We start from the raw sequence: 19,558 nt of genomic DNA on the forward strand, positions 1-19,558 counted from the left end.
AACCTGGCAACGTCCTACTCTCCCACACAGTCTCCCGTGCAGTACCATCGGCGCTGTAGAGCTTAACTTTCCTGTTCGGAATGGGAAGGAGTGTTTCCTCTACGCCATCATCACCAGATGCTATGATTCTCCAAATCTTCGATTTGGTTAAGAATCTTGTACTCCTAAGCTTTGCTTAGTGAGTTTCCTTTTTCAGAGTGTTCTCTGAAAATTGCACATGAATTTATAACTTATTTTGGTCAAGCCCTCGACCTATTAGTATCAGTCAGCTAAATATGTTACCACACTTACACCTCTGACCTATCAACCTTGTGTTCTTCAAGGGGTCTTACTAGCTTATGCTATGGGAAATCTCATCTTGAGGGGGGCTTCACGCTTAGATGCTTTCAGCGTTTATCCCTTCCCGACTTAGCTACCCAGCTATGCTCCTGGCGGAACAACTGGTGCACCAGAGGTCAGTCCATCCCGGTCCTCTCGTACTAAGGACAGCTCCTCTCAAATTTCCTACGCCCGCGACGGATAGGGACCGAACTGTCTCACGACGTTCTGAACCCAGCTCGCGTGCCGCTTTAATGGGCGAACAGCCCAACCCTTGGGACCTACTACAGCCCCAGGATGCGACGAGCCGACATCGAGGTGCCAAACCTCCCCGTCGATGTGGACTCTTGGGGGAGATCAGCCTGTTATCCCCGAGGTAGCTTTTATCCGTTGAGCGATGGCCCTCCCACGAGGTACCACCGGATCACTAAGCCCGACTTTCGTCCCTGCTCCACTTGTGGGTGTCGCAGTCAGGCTCCCTTCTGCCTTTGCACTCTACGAACGATTTCCGACCGTTCTGAGGGAACCTTTGGGCGCCTCCGTTACATTTTAGGAGGCGACCGCCCCAGTCAAACTGCCCACCTAACAATGTCCCGTCACCAGTTTCATGGCGTCCGGTTAGAATCCCAATACTGTCAGGGTGGTATCCCAAGGATGACTCCACTAAGGCTGACGCCCTAGCTTCTCAGTCTCCCACCTATCCTGTACAGACAATATCGAAACTCAATGCTAAGCTACAGTAAAGCTCTACGGGGTCTTTCCGTCCAATCGCGGGTAGCGAGCATCTTCACTCGCACTACAACTTCGCCGGATTTGCAGTTGAGACAGTGCCCAAGTCATTACGCCATTCGTGCGGGTCAGAACTTACCTGACAAGGAATTTCGCTACCTTAGGACCGTTATAGTTACGGCCGCCGTTTACTGGGGCTTAAGTTCACACCTTCGCTTGCGCTAAGTGTTCCCCTTAACCTTCCAGCACCGGGCAGGCGTCAGCCCCTATACATCAGCTTGCGCTTTAGCAGAGACCTGTGTTTTTGCTAAACAGTTGCTTGGGCCTATTCTCTGCGGCCTGCTCTCACAGGCACCCCTTCTCGCTAACTTACGGGGTCAATTTGCCTAGTTCCTTAACTGCAATTCTTCCGATGGCCTTAGGATTCTCTCCTCATCTACCTGTGTCGGTTTGCGGTACGGGCACTACTTCTCTCTCTAGATGCTTTTCTTGGAAGCAGGGAATCAGATACTTCAGTCTAAAAGACCTTCCCCATCACACCTCAGGATTGTTAAGACGGATTTGCCTATCTTAACTCCCTAAATGCTTAGACTAGCATTTCCAATCGCTAGCACATCCTATCCTTCTCCGTCACACCATCGATAATAACGATAATAGTGGTATTGGAATATCAACCAATTGTCCATCACCTACGCCTTTCGGCCTCGGCTTAGGTCCCGACTAACCCTGGGCGGACGAGCCTTCCCCAGGAAACCTTAGATTTTCGGCCTGTAAGATTCTCACTTACATCTCGCTACTAATGCCAACATTCTCACTCGTAATCAGTCCACCGCTCCTTACGGTACGACTTCAGCCCGATTACGACGCTCCTCTACCGCTCAAGTAATCTTGAGCCCGTAGCTTCGGTGGTAAGTTTGAGCCCCGGACATTTTCGGCGCAGGATCTCTCGACTAGTGAGCTATTACGCACTCTTTAAATGAGTGGCTGCTTCTAAGCCAACATCCTAGTTGTCTTAGAAATCCCACATCCTTTACCACTTAACTTACACTTTGGGACCTTAGCTGACGATCTGGGCTTTTTCCCTTTTGACCACGGATCTTATCATTCGTAGTCTGACTGCCGGACTAATAGTATATGGCATTCGGAGTTTGATAAGGTTCGGTAAGCGATATGCCCCCTAGCCCATTCAGTGCTCTACCTCCATTACTCATATCCGACGCTAGCCCTAAAGCTATTTCGAGGAGAACCAGCTATCTCCGAGTTCGATTGGAATTTCTCCGCTATCCACAGCTCATCCCATGCTTTTTCAACAGCAACGTGGTTCGGTCCTCCACGGGGTTTTACCCCCGCTTCAACCTGGCCATGGATAGGTCACCCGGTTTCGGGTCTACGGCATGCAACTAGTCGCCCTATTAAGACTCGGTTTCCCTTCGGCTCCGTACCTTAAGTACTTAACCTTGCTACATACCGTAACTCGTTGGCTCGTTCTACAAAAAGCACGTCATCACCCTCATAAGGGGCTTTGACCGGTTGTAGGCACACGGTTTCAGGTTCTATTTCACTCCCCTCCCGGGGTTCTTTTCACCTTTCCCTCACGGTACTTCTTCACTATCGGTCATCAGGTAGTATTTAGCCTTGGGAGGTGGTCCTCCCTGCTTCCCACAAGGTTTCACGTGTCTCGTGGTACTCTGGATCAGAACTTAGTAGTTATNTATAAGGCAGGTTGCCCACGTGTTACTCACCCGTCCGCCGCTAGGTTTGTTTCCGAAGAAACTCCCCTCGCTCGACTTGCATGTGTTAGGCACGCCGCCAGCGTTCGTCCTGAGCCAGGATCAAACTCTCAATAAAAAGTTTAATCTGTTGCTCAAATTACTTTGAGTCTTAATTTTAAGACTTAAAAGAATTGCTGGTTTATTTTACTTAACTTATAATTCTGTTCAATTTTCAAAGACCATTTTCTTCGCCGCCCTTAAGCGACTTCCTTATCTTATCATTTATAAATTTTCTTGTCAACATATTTTTAAATCTAATTTTTGTTGCCGAGAAAACTTGTTTCGTAAGGAACGATTTACATATTAACACCTTTCAAATTTTATTATTTCTACAAATATATATTTTATTCATAAATATATTTAAAATTCTCTATAATTCTTTATTTTTATCTAAATTTCTTATATAGATATTCTAGGTAACGTTTTTGCCTAAATTTAATAAATATACTATTATTAAATAGATGATTTTTGTAAAAAATATTTATATATACAATAAAATAATAATTTGAGGTGATTTTTTTGAAAAAAATATTAGATAATGATTGGCAAGACTTATTACAAGATGAGTTTGAAAAGGAGTATTACCAAAACCTTAGAAAGTTTTTAATATGTGAATATAAAAATAAAACTATCTATCCTCATATGAATAATATTTTTAATGCTCTAAAATTTACATCTTATAAAGATGTAAAAGTAGTTATTCTTGGTCAAGACCCCTATCATGGTCCTAACCAAGCTCATGGTTTATCTTTCTCTGTAAATAAAGGAGTAAAGATTCCACCTTCTCTAGTTAATATTTACAAAGAACTCCATGATGATCTTGGATGTTACATACCAAACAACGGTTACTTAGAGAGTTGGACAAAACAGGGTGTATTACTTTTAAATACTGTTTTAACAGTTAGAGCTCATGAAGCTAATTCTCATAGAAATATGGGATGGGAGCAATTTACTGATAAGATTATATCTCTGCTTAACGATAGAGAAGATCCAATTGTATTTATACTTTGGGGAAACCCTTCAATATCAAAGAAAAAACTAATAACCAATAAAAAACATTTCATAATTACTTCACCTCATCCAAGCCCACTTTCAGCTTTTAGAGGATTTTTTGGAAGTAAACCCTTTTCTAAGACTAATGAGTTTTTAAAGTCAATTAATAAGGAACCTATAAATTGGCAAATAGAAAATATTTAATCCTAATATAAAAAGGGCTGTTGTAAACAGCCCTTTAATTACTTCTCTTTTGCTTTCTATAAAATGAATATAAAAGTGATGAAATTATTCCAAGCACAGTACATGCTGAAAATGCTAATATTATATCATCAACAAAAATTCCTAGAAATATTCCTATTCCAGCTCCTAAAGCGATTCCCTTTGCTAAGTAATCATAATCTTGTTCTGATAAAATTAACTTTTCCAATAATAATACACCCCTTTTATTAATTAAAAACTTATCTATAAAACTATTTTAATCTATACTTCTTAAGTAATTCTTAATTAAAACTTAAAGTATGATTAATAAACTATAATAATATTATAAACATTTACAATTAACTTGTAAAGGGTTATTTTATACTTTATTATTTATTTTTTTATACCTTTTGATGGAGTTTTCTATATTTTATCCTTCTGTTGAAATATAGAAGATATACTATATTAATATAATTCCCTAAAAAACAAAAAAGCTAACTAAAAATTAGTTAGCTTTACCTGGTGGCTCGACCAGGAATCGAACCAGGGACACGAGGATTTTCAGTCCTCTGCTCTACCGACTGAGCTATCGAGCCTTAACGATATTTATTTTAATAAATTTTTACCAATAAGTCAACATTTTATTCTATTATAATTTATAAAAATAAGTTATTTTTATTATTCAAATTAAATATAATAAACTATAGCATTATTCCGGAGTGTGTTAATGAAATATTTTGTTTTTATTTTACTTATTTCTATTTTAGTTTTTACTTACTTTTATTACAATAGAAAACTTGAATTATTAAAAAAACAACTTATTCTAACTAGAAATCAATACTTATCACTAATAAATAAATATAATCCTAATAGAAAAAGCTTAAATAATATAAATATACGATTTAATATTCCTAATTATAAAGGAGGGACATTAAAAGCTAATTCCAAGCTATACTTATCTCCACTACTAAATTCAGACATACTTAAAGAAACCAATTCCAACATAGAAGTTGCAATTTTAGACTGTGCAGAAATAAATAGTAAAACTTGCTTTTATATAAACATACCTAGTTCAAATAATATTAATTGTAGAGGTTGGGTAGACTCTAAAGATATTTCCCTATTTTATAGTGATTCCTCTTCTATAAGTAAAGTTAATAATTAAAAAAGTTAGGAGAATTTAAAACTCCTAACTTTTATTATATTGTAAGTAACATAACCACTATATATACTATTATAATCAATATGAATGGAATATTTATAATTTTTTCTTCTTTATAACTTGATTGTCTATCAACCTTTACTTCTTGGATATTTCTTTTTTCATTTATTCTATTTAATCCATATATAATCAGAAAAACAAATGCTGAAAATATAACTGCAATAGTCCCATATATAACTATCAGTAAAATTTTTTCTTCTGTTCCTATATTTTTCAAGGTTAATTCTGCTACCTCTGGATTAATTGGTAAACTATCAGATATTATTCTTGATATTTTAGCAATTGTTACAGATGTTCCATTAATAATAAAATGCATTAACATAGACGCATAAATACTATTAGTTATTCTAACTACTAATGCAAAAACAAATCCTAAAATCGTTGCATATAAAAATTGTTGCCCATCTAAGTGAAGTATCCCAAAAAATAATCCAGTTACAGAAGCTGCTATATATTTATTTACATTGTTATACCCCGAAAGAACAACTCCTCTAATAGTAATTTCTTCAGTTATAGAAGGTAAAAGAGCTACTAAACACAATAGCAATAAATAGGGTGTTGATGATATTTCAGAAATAAATGAACCTATTTCATTTTTAAAGAAAAAACTAGATATTAATGAAAAAAAGGTCATAACAGGCTGTACAATAAATCCTAATAGAATTATTAATAATGTATCTTGCCAGTGAAGTTTATTCAGCCTTAAAGTTTCCTTAAAAGATGATTTCGTTATTATTAAATATATCATTGCTGGTATTAGAAATAATATTGTGTGATTAAAAAATAAAATCAATCTTGTATCACTTAACCCAATAAAAGTATATAAAGGTCTTAGAGCGTATGGTCCTAAAACCTCTAATAGTAGTATTATTAAAAAGTACATATTTACTTTAAAAACTTTTGTCATATTTCATTCCTTTCTAATATCTCTTTTAATTAAGATATTTCTACCTTATAGATACTTTCTAAACATTTATTTAAACATAAATTAATGTATAAAAACTTTATAAACTGTAAATAATTAAAAATGAAGCGAGAAAGTTTCCACAGTTAATCGCCTCTCCCCCATTTTATTTATATACGAAAATAATCCCCTATTTATTTAAGGAAATAAGGGGATTATTTATTTTTTTAATAATTCCTTATAAGTTCTTTCCTAAGTAAATTTAATGAATTTAAAGTTGCTTTTTTTCTTATAGATTCTCTATCTCCCGTTAAGTTTAACTTTTCTACTATAGTTTTCCCTTTAATATATATCCCTACATATACTAATCCAATTGGCTTTTCTTCAGTTCCGCCTCCTGGTCCAGCTATACCTGTTGTTGATATAGCAATATCAGTATTTAAATTTTTTGCAACTCCCTCTACCATTTCTCTAGCTATTTCTTCACTAACTGCACCAAATTTTTTTAGAGTTTCTTCCTTTACTCCTAATCTTCTTATCTTAGATTCATTAGAATAAGTAACTACTCCCTCTTTAAAAACTTCTGAAATACCAGGATAAGATATTAAAGTGGCTGCAATCATACCTCCAGTACAAGATTCAGCTGTAGATATACTTAAATTCTTCTTACATAAAAGTTCAGATACAACTGTTTCTAAAGATGTTTCTCCTTCTCCATATATATATTCTCCTATGATATTTTTTATTTCATCACATTTAGATTTTATTAAGGCATCACATTTTTCTTCACTTTTTTCTTTTGATGTGATTCTTAAAGTTACTTCATACTCTTTTGCATATGGAGCTACAGTGGGATTCATACTATTTTCTATTATATCATTAATCTTTTTTGCCATTAAGCTTTCACCAATACCAAATATTCTTAAAGTTTTTGACTTAATTATTTCTTTTGTTAATTGTGAAAGATATTTATATACATGATTAGTAAACATTGCTTTCATTTCTTTTGGTGGACCTGGCAATATTATTAAAGTCTTATTATTTTCAGATATAATTGCACCTGGTGCAGTTCCATTTTCATTTGGTAGAATTATTGCTCCCTCAGGAAAATAAGCTTGATTTTTATTGGCTTCTAATACTTCATTATCTTTAATATCTAAATATTTTTTTATCCATTCTAAGGAAGGTTCATGAAGTATCATTTTTTTATTAAAATATTTTGCACCTAGCTCTTTAGTTAAATCATCTTGAGTTGGCCCCAACCCTCCTGTAGTAATTATTATATCACATCTATCGAAGGCCTCTTTAAAAGCTTTTAATATTCTTTCTTCATTATCTCCTATAACACATTGGTGATATACATCTATACCTAAGTTTGCAAGTTCCTTAGCTAAAAACTGTGCATTTGTATTAACTATATCTCCTAATAAAATTTCTGTTCCAATTGATACTAGTTCTGCTTTCATCTTTTCCCTCCTAAATATACTTTATATTAAATATTTTACCATAAATCAACAAAAGGCAACTAACTAATTAAAATGGAACCTATAAATAGTATATTTCTATTTTAAGGTCCCATTATTTAATTAAATTAATGCCTTTTATTCTTGCTTGCTTGCATTTATATAGTAATTCCCATTAGTATCCATACCTTCATTTACTATGGAAAATTTACTATCTTTAAGCATAGAAGTTATAATATTTATATTTTCTTTTTGAACATTGTTTAAGGTTATTTTAAAATTATCCTTACTATCTACAACACCCATATAATCAAATATATTGCTATATTCACTAAGTCCTAAATCTCCGTTTATATCCATTCTGTAGTCTGGCATATTAATCCTCCTAAGCTTTTTCTTTTGTCATAAATCTAATATATATTATTTTTTGAAAAATAATATTATTTATGCACCATAACTACAGTTAATTTTTTCTAGCCTCTTCTATTATTTTTTTAACCTCTGATTCAGGAACTTCTTCATACCTTTCAAACTCACTAGTAAAACTTCCTCTTGCTTGAGTCATAGATCTTAAATCAGTAGTATATTTAAACATTTCAGCTAAAGGAATTTCAGCATTTACTTTTTGTAGCCTTCCATCTTGCTCCATCCCTAAAACTCTACCACGTCTTTTATTTATATCTCCTATAACATCACCCATATACTCATCTGGAACAAATATTTCTACCTTCATAATGGGTTCTAATAATATTGGTTTTGCTAGCTCAAGTCCCTTTTTATAAGCAATTGAAGTTGCTAATTTAAATGCCATTTCCGAAGAGTCAACTGGGTGATATGAGCCGTCATGCAAAGTAGCTTTTAGCCCCACTACAGGATATCCAGCTAAAACTCCCTTATCCATGCACTCCCTTAAACCCTTTTCAACAGCAGGGATAAAATTTCTCGGAACAACTCCACCAACAACATTATCTACAAACTCTAAATCATTTTTCCCATCTGTTCTAGCTTCAAACTTAATTTTTACATCTCCATATTGTCCATGTCCACCTGACTGCTTTTTATGCTTTCCTTGAACATCAGCTACTCCCTTCACAGTTTCCCTATATGGTACCTTAGGAGTTCTTAAAATAACTTCTGCACCAAACTTGTTTTTTAATTTACTAGCTACTACTTCTAGATGAGTTTCTCCAACTCCTGAAATTATAGTTTCTGCGTTTTCAGTATCTCTATTTACTGTAAAGGTAGGATCTTCTTCTAATAATTTTTGAAGAGAAGCTGATATTTTATCTTCATCTCCCTTAGTCTTAGGAAGCACAGCCATAGAGATATTAGGCTTAGGGAAATTCATTTTATCATAAATAACTTTATTATTTATATCACATAAAGTGTCTCCTGTTTCAGTATATTGCAGTTTTGCAACAGCTGCTATATCTCCTGCTACAACTTCCTTGGTGATTATTTGATTCTTTCCTCTCATAAAGAATATGTTAGATAATTTTTCTGCCTTATCTTTGTTGCTATTAATTACTGTTACTTCATTTGATAATTTTCCTGTAATCACTCTAAATAAAGATATTTTTCCAACAAATGGGTCAGCAATAGTCTTAAATACCAAGGCCGAAAAAGGTTTATCTTCATCAAGCCCTATGAAAACCTCTTCATTAAACTTAACATCTAACGCCTTTTGTGGAATTGAATATTTAGGAGATGGAAAACATTCCACTACATCCTCAAGGAAACATCTCATTCCTATAACTTTTAATGCACTTCCACACATTACAGGAGCTATATCTCCAGAAGCACATCCTTCTATTAATCCATTATATATTTCTTCGTCGCTTAATTCCCCTTCACTAAAATACTTATCTAATAATTCTTCATTAGTTTCAGCAACAGCTTCCATTATCATCTTTTTACATTCATCTATTTTTTCCAGCAAATCTTCTGGAACATCTATTTCTTTTATTTCCCTAGTCTTAGAGTCATGAATTCTAGCTTTTTTAGAAATTACATTTATTACTCCTTTAAAATCATCTTCTGTTCCTATTGGATATTGAATAGGAACAACACTAATTCCAAAGGCTTCTTTCAATTGAGCTAATGTCTTATCATAACTTGAATTTTCTCTATCTAACTTATTAATAAAAAATGTTCTTGGCAATTTTATTTTATTACAATAATCCCAAGCCTTTTCTGTTCCAACCTTTACACCTGATACCCCAGATACAACTATTGTTGCTACATCCACAGCTCTCATTCCTTGTATAAGTTCTCCTGAAAAATCAAAATACCCTGGTATATCTACTAAATTAATTTTAGTATCATTAAATTCTATTGGTGCTATTGAAGTTGAAAGAGATATTCCTCTCTTTTTTTCTTCAGGATCAAAATCTGATACTGTTGTTCCTTCCTCCACCTTTCCTAACCTATCAGTATTTCCAGTATGAAACAATAAAGCTTCTATTAATGATGTCTTACCTGAGCCTCCATGTCCTATTAAACCAACATTCCTTAAGTTTTTTATCGTATAACTTTTCATACTATCTCATAATACTTTGACAAATATTATGATTCCACCTACCTTTCATTTAAAATCTAATTAGTTTTTGATTTAATGCATTTGTTTGTACTTATGCCTTTATAAATCTTCTGTATATAAATTTTAAATCTCTGGTTCTTATAGAAAAATATCTTAAGTAACCTCTAGCTCAAGTTTTATGTTAATTATAGAATAACATATATAAATTTAATTTTCCAGAATATTCAGTTTATTATTCTTCCTAAATATTATATATTATCTTATTCATTTATAACACAAATAAGTACTTTAAAAGATTTATCAATAAACTATCTTAATTTTTAACCTTTTACATCATATTTAATCAATTAAAAATAAAATTACAAAATAAAAAAGACCATATCCAAAACAGATATAGTCTAAAAATTAATATCTACTATATAGTTACTCCAACTCCAGGTCCTAAAGGTAGCCCTAATATATACCATATAATAAGCAATATTGTCCATCCAATTAAAAATGCTATTGAATATGGTACCATAGTGGTAATTAATGTACCAACTCCTGATTTTTTATCATACTTTTCAGCAAATGCAACTATTAATGCAAAGTAACTCATTAATGGAGATATTATATTAGTTGTAGAATCACCTATTCTATAAGCCATTTGCACTAAAGCAGGTGAAGTTCCTAAATTCATTAGCATTGGTATAAATACAGGTGCCATTATAGCCCATTTTGCTGAAGCTGATCCCATAAATAAATTTATGAAAGCTGTTAATATAACGAAGGAAACAATTAACGGAATTCCTGTAAATCCTATTCCTTCTAAGAAGTTAGCTCCATTCACTGCAATTACTATACCTATATTGGTATAACTAAAGTACTGAACAAATTGCGCAGCGAAGAAAACTAGTACTATATATCCTCCCATTGTTGACATACTTTTTCCCATAAGATTTATAACATCTTTGTCATTTTTAACTGCTTTACACCCAACTCCATATGCAACTCCAGGAATAAAGAAAAGTAAAGCAATAATTATTACTATAGAATCCATAAATGGTGAATTAAGTATTTCATTAGTTTCTGGGTTTCTTAAAACTCCATTTGGAATTAAACATATTATCAGTAATATTAAGGATATTACCATTGCTATACCAGCAAATTTTAATCCTCTTCTTTGTTCATCTGTAATTTCTGTTATTGTTGCCTTTTCATCACCCTTATACTCGCCAAGCTTAGGTTCTACTATCTTTTCAGTTACTATTGTACCAATTATAGTAATTACGAAAGTAGATACAAATATAAAATACCAGTTATCAGCTGTTCCAACAGAGGCTGTTGCTGAAAATAATTTAGCTCCCTCTGTAGAGATACCTGCTAATAATGCATCCGTTGGTCCTGCTAGTAAGTTAGCACTATAGCCTCCTGATACCCCTGCAAATGCAGCTGCTAAACCAGCCATTGGATGTCTTCCAAAACTTAAGAAAACTATTGCCCCAAGTGGCACTAAAACAACATATCCTGCATCAGATGCTATACTTGACATAACTCCAGCAAATACTACAACTACAGTTATTAATCTTTTCGGTGTACTTGTAACTAGTTTAGTTAGTAAAGTACCTATAAGACCTGTCCCTTCTGCAACACCAACTCCAAGTAAAGCTACTAAAACTGTACCTAGTGGTGCAAAGCTAGTAAAGTTTTTAACTGCAGATGTAAACATATATCTAATTCCATCAGGTGTTAATAAACTTACTACCGTTGCTGTCATTTCCTTAATTTCCATAGTACTTCTATCTAGACCTGTATATGTAACCGAAACCCCCATTTTAGCCATAATAGCTGATACTACTATTATAATTGCACATAGTATTACAAAAATAGTACCTGGATGCGGCAATTTATTTCCGATTCTTTCTATGGCACCTAATATCCCCTTATTCGGATTAGTGCCTTTATCTTTAGCTTTCATTTATTATCCCCCTTTAATTGCAAATTAATTATTATAAAAAATTCAATATTTAATTAATTTATTTTTAAACAAATTTAGTCAAAATATAAATTTATTATATAAAGCTATTAGTATATTTTCAAGTTTTTATATGAATTTTATTAAAATTTATCAAAAAATTCATATTTATATTAATAATATTTTATAAAAGTATTCAATAGCTTAAGAATATTAAATGTAGGATATAATTAATAATAAGTTATTACAGTATTCTTTCATCCTTTTTGAGATATATTATTAAGGTTACTTATTATTTATTTGAAGGAGGTTTTTTAAATACTTGCATTTAAAGTTATTTTCTATATATCTTTCATAATTAATTTATTTATAATTTTTATTATTATTCCCTTTGGAAAAAAAAGACCTGAAAAAACTTTATCTTGGATTTTAGTATTAATTATTTTACCTCCTATCGGTCTAATTTTATATATTTTTTTAGGTCGAAATTGGAAAATAAATACCTTGGATAAAAAATCAAGAGAGAGAGTATTTAATTTAACTACATTTACTCACCTAAAAAGAAACAAAATATTGATTGAATATAAACCCATAATTAATTTGTTAGCCTCTAATTCATATTCTCCATTATTTATGAACAATAATATTACTATATTAGATAGTGGAAAGAAGAAATTTGAATTACTAAAAGAAAAATTGTTAGAAGCTACTGATCATATACACCTTGAATATTACATTGTAAAAAATGATAAAATAGGAAATGAAATAAAAGATATATTAATAAAAAAAGCCAATGAAGGTGTAAAAGTTAGATTTATAATAGATAAGGTTGGTTCTATAAAGCTTAATCATAAATATATTAGAGAACTAAAAAAAGCAGGAATAGATATTGTATTTTATTCATATGTTTTAGCTCCATTCTTAAGATTTATTAATACACAAATTAACTATCGAAATCATAGAAAAATAGTAGTCATAGATAGTAAGGTTGCTTTTCTTGGCGGTATTAATATAGGTGATGAATATTTGGGACTAGGGAAGCTTGGAGATTGGAAAGATTGTCATATAATGATAGAAGGTGATTGTGTATTAGGGCTTCAATCCGTTTTTTTAGATGATTTTTCAAGCATTAAAAAGTATAATAACGAAGAAATTTCTATATTAAATAATATAGAGAGATATTTCAAAAATCATAACTTTCAAGGAGATATCCCAATGCAAATAATTAAAAGTGGACCGGACTCCGAATTTCCTAGTATTCTTCAATTACTAATTAAAATGGTAAGTATGGCAAAAAAGTCAATTAATATAATAACTCCTTATTTTATTCCTTCTGAGGGTCTAATAGATGCGCTAAGAATTGCCGCTCTAAGTGGAATAGAGATATCACTAATTTTCCCAGAGAAGGCAGATCATTTTACTGTAAATAGAGCTTCCCAAACTTATCTGGCTGAATTAAAAAGAGTAGGTGCTAATATTTATTTATATAATAAAAATGCATTTATACATTCAAAACTATTGACAGTTGATGAAAAAATATCCACAGTGGGTACAGCCAATATGGACATAAGGAGTTTTGAATTAAATTATGAAATCAATACAATAATTTATAATGAAGAAATAACTAAAGATTTCAATAAATTATTTAGAGATTTGCTTAAGGATTGTAGAAACTTTAATTATAAAGAATATGAAAGTAGATCAATACTTAATAAACTTATAGACGGCATTTCTAGATTATTATCATCAATATTATAGACCAGCTAATCTAGCTGGTCTTTAAATTTCTTTATTTTTATTTTTTCAAATAATGTTATAATAATGTATCCTAATATTCCTCCAGATGTATCTATTAAAACATCTTTAAAAGCCATACTTCTTCCAGGAATAAAATACTGATGGAACTCATCTGAACATGCATATAAAAATACTAATATAATCAAATATAATTTAATTTTTCTATCATTATTGTAATTCCTAGTAACATTGTAAGCAAGTATAAACAATATCATATACTCTGAAAAATGTGCAGTTTTTCTAACTATAAATGTTGCTAATTCTCCAAAATAATCATTTAATTCTATTCCTATTACTCTAAATAACTTTAACACTAAATCGCTTTGGCTACTTGAAACATCTCCAGGTTGATGTGACATAAAGAATATTATTAACATCCATCCAATTAGTAAAACCCAAGATATTATTTTCTTATTTCTGTTCATAAATCTCTCCTATGTTGTAAACTTATAAGTTAATTTTTCTCCACTAAATATCTATTTATATATGCTAGTGACTGTTCTAATATATTTTGACTTCTTTCTAAATCCTTAACATTTACTTCTAAATTATATATTCTTTGTTCAACTAAGTTCATTATTTGCTTTATATCATTTAACAACTTTGCTTCATAAGACACTTGTACCCCATCTGAGTCAATATATATTTTTTCAGGTACTGCTCCACACTTGCAACACTTTAAGTATATATTGTTTTTTTCTATATCTCTATATACTTTAAAAGTATCATTATTACAATTCGAACAATTTGGTAACATTAAATAATCACTATTACTTATATTTATATTATACCTTGATTCACACTGAGCGCAAATTAAATTTGTGCTATCTTCTTGACTTTCTAAATAAAATCTATTTCCACTACATCCGTCTTTCTCACATACAAAAGTTCTTATCATTTTTTACTCCCCCTCTTTAATTAGAAAGATTACTCCTTTACAATTTAATATGCTTCTTAGTGAGAAATTATTCTTAGTATATTGAATTTATCTACATATAAAGTTAAAAGTAAAATAGACCTAAATTTTTATTTAGGTCTATCATTTATTAAATCTTTTAATTCTACTTCTACTTCTTTTATAAGTTCATCTATTATATTTGTATTCTTGCCACCTAATACCAATTCCCTTTTTTCTAGTTTTAATTTTGTTAGTCTTTGCTCTAACTCATCCTTTTTGCTCATACCAACACTCCCCATTTAAGGATAAAACCTTAAAACTCTTTTTATTTCATATTGATTCTGTTCTTACTATATTAATTATATATTATTTTATATCTTATTCCTAATTAAAATTTTAGAAATTTTTAAAACTTTTTCGACATTTGTAAATAAATAATATATTTACTTATTTATATTATTATCTTTAAAATGAATAAATACATTACAAAAACTTATTTATAAAAAGTTTTTGTAATTTTCTAAGGAATAAAAAAAGAAGTTATGCTTCCATAACTTCTTGGTGGAGGTAAAGGGATTCGAACCCTTGACCCCTTGCGTGCAAGGCAAGTGCTCTCCCAACTGAGCTATACCCCCAAATATGGTGGACCTTCAGGGACTCGAACCCCGGGCCGACCGGTTATGAGCCGGTTGCTCTAACCAACTGAGCTAAAGATCCTTATTCACCTGGCAACGTCCTACTCTCCCACACAGTCTCCCATGCAGTACCATCGGCGCTGTAGAGCTTAACTTTCCTGTTCGGAATGGAAAGGAGTGTTTCCTCTACGCCATCATCACCAGATTACATTAACATTATATTTTAATTTTAATATACTGTCAACTATTTTTTTCAGAGTATTCTCTGAAAATTGCACATGAATTCATAACTTATTTTGGTCAAGCCCTCGACCTATTAGTATCAGTCAGCTAAATATGTTACCATACTTACACCTCTGACCTATCAACCTTGTGTTCTTCAAGGGGTCTTACTAGCTTATGCTATGGGAAATCTCATCTTGAGGGGGGCTTCACGCTTAGATGCTTTCAGCGTTTATCCCTTCCCGACTTAGCTACCCAGCTATGCTCCTGGCGGAACAACTGGTGCACCAGAGGTCAGTCCATCCCGGTCCTCTCGTACTAAGGACAGCTCCTCTCAAATTTCCTACGCCCGCGACGGATAGGGACCGAACTGTCTCACGACGTTCTGAACCCAGCTCGCGTGCCGCTTTAATGGGCGAACAGCCCAACCCTTGGGACCTACTACAGCCCCAGGATGCGACGAGCCGACATCGAGGTGCCAAACCTCCCCGTCGATGTGGACTCTTGGGGGAGATCAGCCTGTTATCCCCGAGGTAGCTTTTATCCGTTGAGCGATGGCCCTCCCACGAGGTACCACCGGATCACTAAGCCCGACTTTCGTCCCTGCTCCACTTGTGGGTGTCGCAGTCAGGCTCCCTTCTGCCTTTGCACTCTACGAACGATTTCCGACCGTTCTGAGGGAACCTTTGGGCGCCTCCGTTACATTTTAGGAGGCGACCGCCCCAGTCAAACTGCCCACCTAACAATGTCCCGTCACCAGTTTCATGGCGTCCGGTTAGAATCCCAATACTGTCAGGGTGGTATCCCAAGGATGACTCCACTAAGGCTGACGCCCTAGCTTCTCAGTCTCCCACCTATCCTGTACAGACAATATCGAAACTCAATGCTAAGCTACAGTAAAGCTCTACGGGGTCTTTCCGTCCAATCGCGGGTAGCGAGCATCTTCACTCGCACTACAACTTCGCCGGATTTGCAGTTGAGACAGTGCCCAAGTCATTACGCCATTCGTGCGGGTCAGAACTTACCTGACAAGGAATTTCGCTACCTTAGGACCGTTATAGTTACGGCCGCCGTTTACTGGGGCTTAAGTTCACACCTTCGCTTGCGCTAAGTGTTCCCCTTAACCTTCCAGCACCGGGCAGGCGTCAGCCCCTATACATCAGCTTGCGCTTTAGCAGAGACCTGTGTTTTTGCTAAACAGTTGCTTGGGCCTATTCTCTGCGGCCTGCTCTCACAGGCACCCCTTCTCGCTAACTTACGGGGTCAATTTGCCTAGTTCCTTAACTGCAATTCTTCCGATGGCCTTAGGATTCTCTCCTCATCTACCTGTGTCGGTTTGCGGTACGGGCACTACTTCTCTCTCTAGATGCTTTTCTTGGAAGCAGGGAATCAGATACTTCAGTCTAAAAGACCTTCCCCATCACACCTCAGGATTGTTAAGACGGATTTGCCTATCTTAACTCCCTAAATGCTTAGACTAGCATTTCCAATCGCTAGCACATCCTATCCTTCTCCGTCACACCATCGATAATAACGATAATAGTGGTATTGGAATATCAACCAATTGTCCATCACCTACGCCTTTCGGCCTCGGCTTAGGTCCCGACTAACCCTGGGCGGACGAGCCTTCCCCAGGAAACCTTAGATTTTCGGCCTGTAAGATTCTCACTTACATCTCGCTACTAATGCCAACATTCTCACTCGTAATCAGTCCACCGCTCCTTACGGTACGACTTCAGCCCGATTACGACGCTCCTCTACCGCTCAAGTAATCTTGAGCCCGTAGCTTCGGTGGTAAGTTTGAGCCCCGGACATTTTCGGCGCAGGATCTCTCGACTAGTGAGCTATTACGCACTCTTTAAATGAGTGGCTGCTTCTAAGCCAACATCCTAGTTGTCTTAGAAATCCCACATCCTTTACCACTTAACTTACACTTTGGGACCTTAGCTGACGATCTGGGCTTTTTCCCTTTTGACCACGGATCTTATCATTCGTAGTCTGACTGCCGGACTAATAGTATATGGCATTCGGAGTTTGATAAGGTTCGGTAAGCGATATGCCCCCTAGCCCATTCAGTGCTCTACCTCCATTACTCATATCCGACGCTAGCCCTAAAGCTATTTCGAGGAGAACCAGCTATCTCCGAGTTCGATTGGAATTTCTCCGCTATCCACAGCTCATCCCATGCTTTTTCAACAGCAACGTGGTTCGGTCCTCCACGGGGTTTTACCCCCGCTTCAACCTGGCCATGGATAGGTCACCCGGTTTCGGGTCTACGGCATGCAACTAGTCGCCCTATTAAGACTCGGTTTCCCTTCGGCTCCGTACCTTAAGTACTTAACCTTGCTACATACCGTAACTCGTTGGCTCGTTCTACAAAAAGCACGTCATCACCCTCATAAGGGGCTTTGACCGGTTGTAGGCACACGGTTTCAGGTTCTATTTCACTCCCCTCCCGGGGTTCTTTTCACCTTTCCCTCACGGTACTTCTTCACTATCGGTCATCAGGTAGTATTTAGCCTTGGGAGGTGGTCCTCCCTGCTTCCCACAAGGTTTCACGTGTCTCGTGGTACTCTGGATCAGAACTTAGTAGTTATGACTTTCACTTACGTGGCTATTACACTCTGTGGCGCAACTTTCCAGTTGTCTTCAATTAATCATAATTTCCCGTTATGTTCTGTCCGCAACCCCAGAGATAAATCTCTGGTTTGGGCTCTTTCCCTTTCGCTCGCCGCTACTAAGAAAATCGATTTTTCTTTCTCTTCCTCTAGGTACTTAGATGTTTCAGTTCCCTAGGTTTACCTTCCTGCAACTATTTATTCATTACAGGATACATGGGGTTTCCCATGTGAGTTCCCTCATTCGGAAATCTTCGGATCACTGGCTATGTGCGCCTACCCGAAGCTTATCGCAGCTTATCACGTCCTTCATCGGCTCCTGATGCCAAGGCATTCACCATGCGCCCTTTGTAGCTTGACCTTTTTATTACTCATTTACTGAGTAAGGTTATTTCAAAATTTATTACAAAGTTATTCACAAAGAATATTTTTGGCTTGTTGTTATTTTTATTCATGTGCAATTTTCAAAGAACATTTTGAAGAACTTTAGTCCTTCAAAATTGAACAGAAAGTTAAGATAAACCATCTTCTAAGTTATACTAGATAAGCGCCTTGCTTACTAGATTTCTCCATAGAAAGGAGGTGATCCAGCCGCAGGTTCTCCTACGGCTACCTTGTTACGACTTCACCCCAATCGCTGACCCTACCTTAGGTCGCTGCCTCCCTTACGGGTTAGCTCACGAACTTTGGGTATTGCCAACTCTCATGGTGTGACGGGCGGTGTGTACAAGGCCCGGGAACGTATTCACCGCGACATTCTGATTCGCGATTACTAGCAACTCCAGCTTCATGTAGGCGAGTTTCAGCCTACAATCCGAACTGAGACAAGTTTTATAGTTTAGCTCCACCTTGCGGTATTGCATCTCGTTGTACTTGCCATTGTAGCACGTGTGTAGCCCTAGACATAAGGGGCATGATGATTTGACGTCATCCCCACCTTCCTCCCGGTTAACCCGGGCAGTCTCGCTAGAGTGCTCAACTAAATGGTAGCAACTAACAATAAGGGTTGCGCTCGTTGCGGGACTTAACCCAACATCTCACGACACGAGCTGACGACAACCATGCACCACCTGTCATCCTGTCCCCNACATTAACATTATATTTTAATTTTAATATACTGTCAACTATTTTTTTCAGAGTATTCTCTGAAAATTGCACATGAATTCATAACTTATTTTGGTCAAGCCCTCGACCTATTAGTATCAGTCAGCTAAATATGTTACCATACTTACACCTCTGACCTATCAACCTTGTGTTCTTCAAGGGGTCTTACTAGCTTATGCTATGGGAAAT

12 protein-coding genes, 3 tRNA genes and 5 rRNA genes are annotated in these 19,558 nt (G+C 35.0%); 3 read left to right on the top strand and 17 right to left on the bottom strand.

The genetic code is table 11. The features are described from left to right. Position 1: 1 nt before the first annotated feature. Together rrf (BN6774_RS17925) and BN6774_RS17930 are read right to left on the bottom strand one after the other, a co-directional pair. Positions 2-118 (bottom strand): 5S ribosomal RNA (rrf, locus tag BN6774_RS17925). A 117-nt stretch (positions 119-235) separates the two neighbouring features. Continuing rightward, positions 236-3,029: ribosomal RNA gene (locus BN6774_RS17930) — 23S ribosomal RNA — on the bottom strand. Between the two features lie 309 nt (positions 3,030-3,338). Here BN6774_RS17930 and BN6774_RS17935 point away from each other — a divergent pair. Continuing rightward, positions 3,339-4,016, top strand: coding sequence for a uracil-DNA glycosylase (locus BN6774_RS17935; RefSeq protein ID WP_066896308.1), 678 nt, complete (start codon positions 3,339-3,341; stop codon positions 4,014-4,016). A gap of 34 nt (positions 4,017-4,050) precedes the next feature. On the opposite strand, the gene BN6774_RS17940 is transcribed toward BN6774_RS17935, so the two are convergent. Beyond that, a complete protein-coding gene (locus BN6774_RS17940) occupies positions 4,051-4,242 on the bottom strand; it encodes a hypothetical protein (protein WP_084767101.1) in 192 nt (63 codons plus the stop codon). Positions 4,243-4,533: 291 nt separating this feature from the next. After that, positions 4,534-4,609, bottom strand: a tRNA-Phe gene (locus tag BN6774_RS17945). Between the two features lie 131 nt (positions 4,610-4,740). On the opposite strand from BN6774_RS17945, the gene BN6774_RS17950 reads away from it, so the two are divergent. Then, on the top strand, positions 4,741-5,178 hold the full coding sequence (locus tag BN6774_RS17950) for a hypothetical protein (RefSeq protein WP_066896314.1): 438 nt from the start codon (positions 4,741-4,743) through the stop codon (positions 5,176-5,178). A 34-nt stretch (positions 5,179-5,212) separates the two neighbouring features. Here BN6774_RS17950 and BN6774_RS17955 read toward each other — a convergent pair whose 3' ends face one another. The 5 genes from BN6774_RS17955 to BN6774_RS17975 form a co-directional block, all read right to left on the bottom strand. Continuing rightward, positions 5,213-6,142: a CPBP family intramembrane glutamic endopeptidase gene (locus BN6774_RS17955; protein WP_066896317.1), complete on the bottom strand. Its 930-nt coding sequence runs from the start codon at positions 6,140-6,142 to the stop codon at positions 5,213-5,215. Positions 6,143-6,366: 224 nt separating this feature from the next. Continuing rightward, entirely contained in the window at positions 6,367-7,605 is a 1,239-nt protein-coding gene (locus BN6774_RS17960) for a competence/damage-inducible protein A (RefSeq protein ID WP_066896320.1), read from the bottom strand. A gap of 135 nt (positions 7,606-7,740) precedes the next feature. After that, a complete protein-coding gene (locus BN6774_RS17965; RefSeq protein WP_066896323.1) occupies positions 7,741-7,977 on the bottom strand; it encodes a hypothetical protein in 237 nt (78 codons plus the stop codon). Between the two features lie 88 nt (positions 7,978-8,065). After that, a complete protein-coding gene (fusA, locus tag BN6774_RS17970) occupies positions 8,066-10,141 on the bottom strand; it encodes an elongation factor G (RefSeq protein WP_066896326.1) in 2,076 nt (691 codons plus the stop codon). 415 nt (positions 10,142-10,556) lie between these two features. Next, positions 10,557-12,098 carry an AbgT family transporter gene (locus BN6774_RS17975; protein ID WP_066896329.1) on the bottom strand — a complete coding sequence of 514 codons (1,542 nt, stop codon included), beginning with the start codon at positions 12,096-12,098 and terminating at the stop codon, positions 10,557-10,559. 315 nt (positions 12,099-12,413) lie between these two features. Here BN6774_RS17975 and cls point away from each other — a divergent pair, with 315 nt between their 5' ends. Beyond that, positions 12,414-13,853 (top strand): cardiolipin synthase, encoded by a 1,440-nt coding sequence (gene cls / locus BN6774_RS17980; protein ID WP_084767102.1) that lies wholly within the window; start codon positions 12,414-12,416, stop codon positions 13,851-13,853. Between the two features lie 5 nt (positions 13,854-13,858). Here the strand turns inward: cls and BN6774_RS17985 are convergent, their stop codons facing one another. The 8 genes from BN6774_RS17985 to BN6774_RS19060 form a co-directional block, all read right to left on the bottom strand. Further along, complete coding sequence (locus BN6774_RS17985) at positions 13,859-14,317, bottom strand: VanZ family protein (RefSeq protein ID WP_066896334.1); 459 nt, start codon at positions 14,315-14,317, stop codon at positions 13,859-13,861. A 29-nt stretch (positions 14,318-14,346) separates the two neighbouring features. Then, entirely contained in the window at positions 14,347-14,790 is a 444-nt protein-coding gene (locus tag BN6774_RS17990; RefSeq protein ID WP_066896337.1) for a hypothetical protein, read from the bottom strand. Between the two features lie 128 nt (positions 14,791-14,918). Then, positions 14,919-15,074 (bottom strand): hypothetical protein, encoded by a 156-nt coding sequence (locus BN6774_RS18695; RefSeq protein ID WP_167349609.1) that lies wholly within the window; start codon positions 15,072-15,074, stop codon positions 14,919-14,921. A 275-nt stretch (positions 15,075-15,349) separates the two neighbouring features. Continuing rightward, positions 15,350-15,425 (bottom strand) — tRNA-Ala (locus BN6774_RS17995). 5 nt (positions 15,426-15,430) lie between these two features. After that, positions 15,431-15,507: transfer RNA gene (locus tag BN6774_RS18000), tRNA-Ile, on the bottom strand. A gap of 6 nt (positions 15,508-15,513) precedes the next feature. Then, positions 15,514-15,630 (bottom strand): 5S ribosomal RNA (gene rrf / locus BN6774_RS18005). A 91-nt stretch (positions 15,631-15,721) separates the two neighbouring features. After that, positions 15,722-18,626 (bottom strand): 23S ribosomal RNA (locus BN6774_RS18010). A gap of 214 nt (positions 18,627-18,840) precedes the next feature. Next, positions 18,841-19,558 (bottom strand): 16S ribosomal RNA (locus tag BN6774_RS19060); the annotation flags it as partial.

Origin of the sequence: Clostridium nigeriense, assembly GCF_900086595.1 — a bacterium.
Taxonomy (GTDB): domain Bacteria; phylum Bacillota; class Clostridia; order Clostridiales; family Clostridiaceae; genus Clostridium; species Clostridium nigeriense.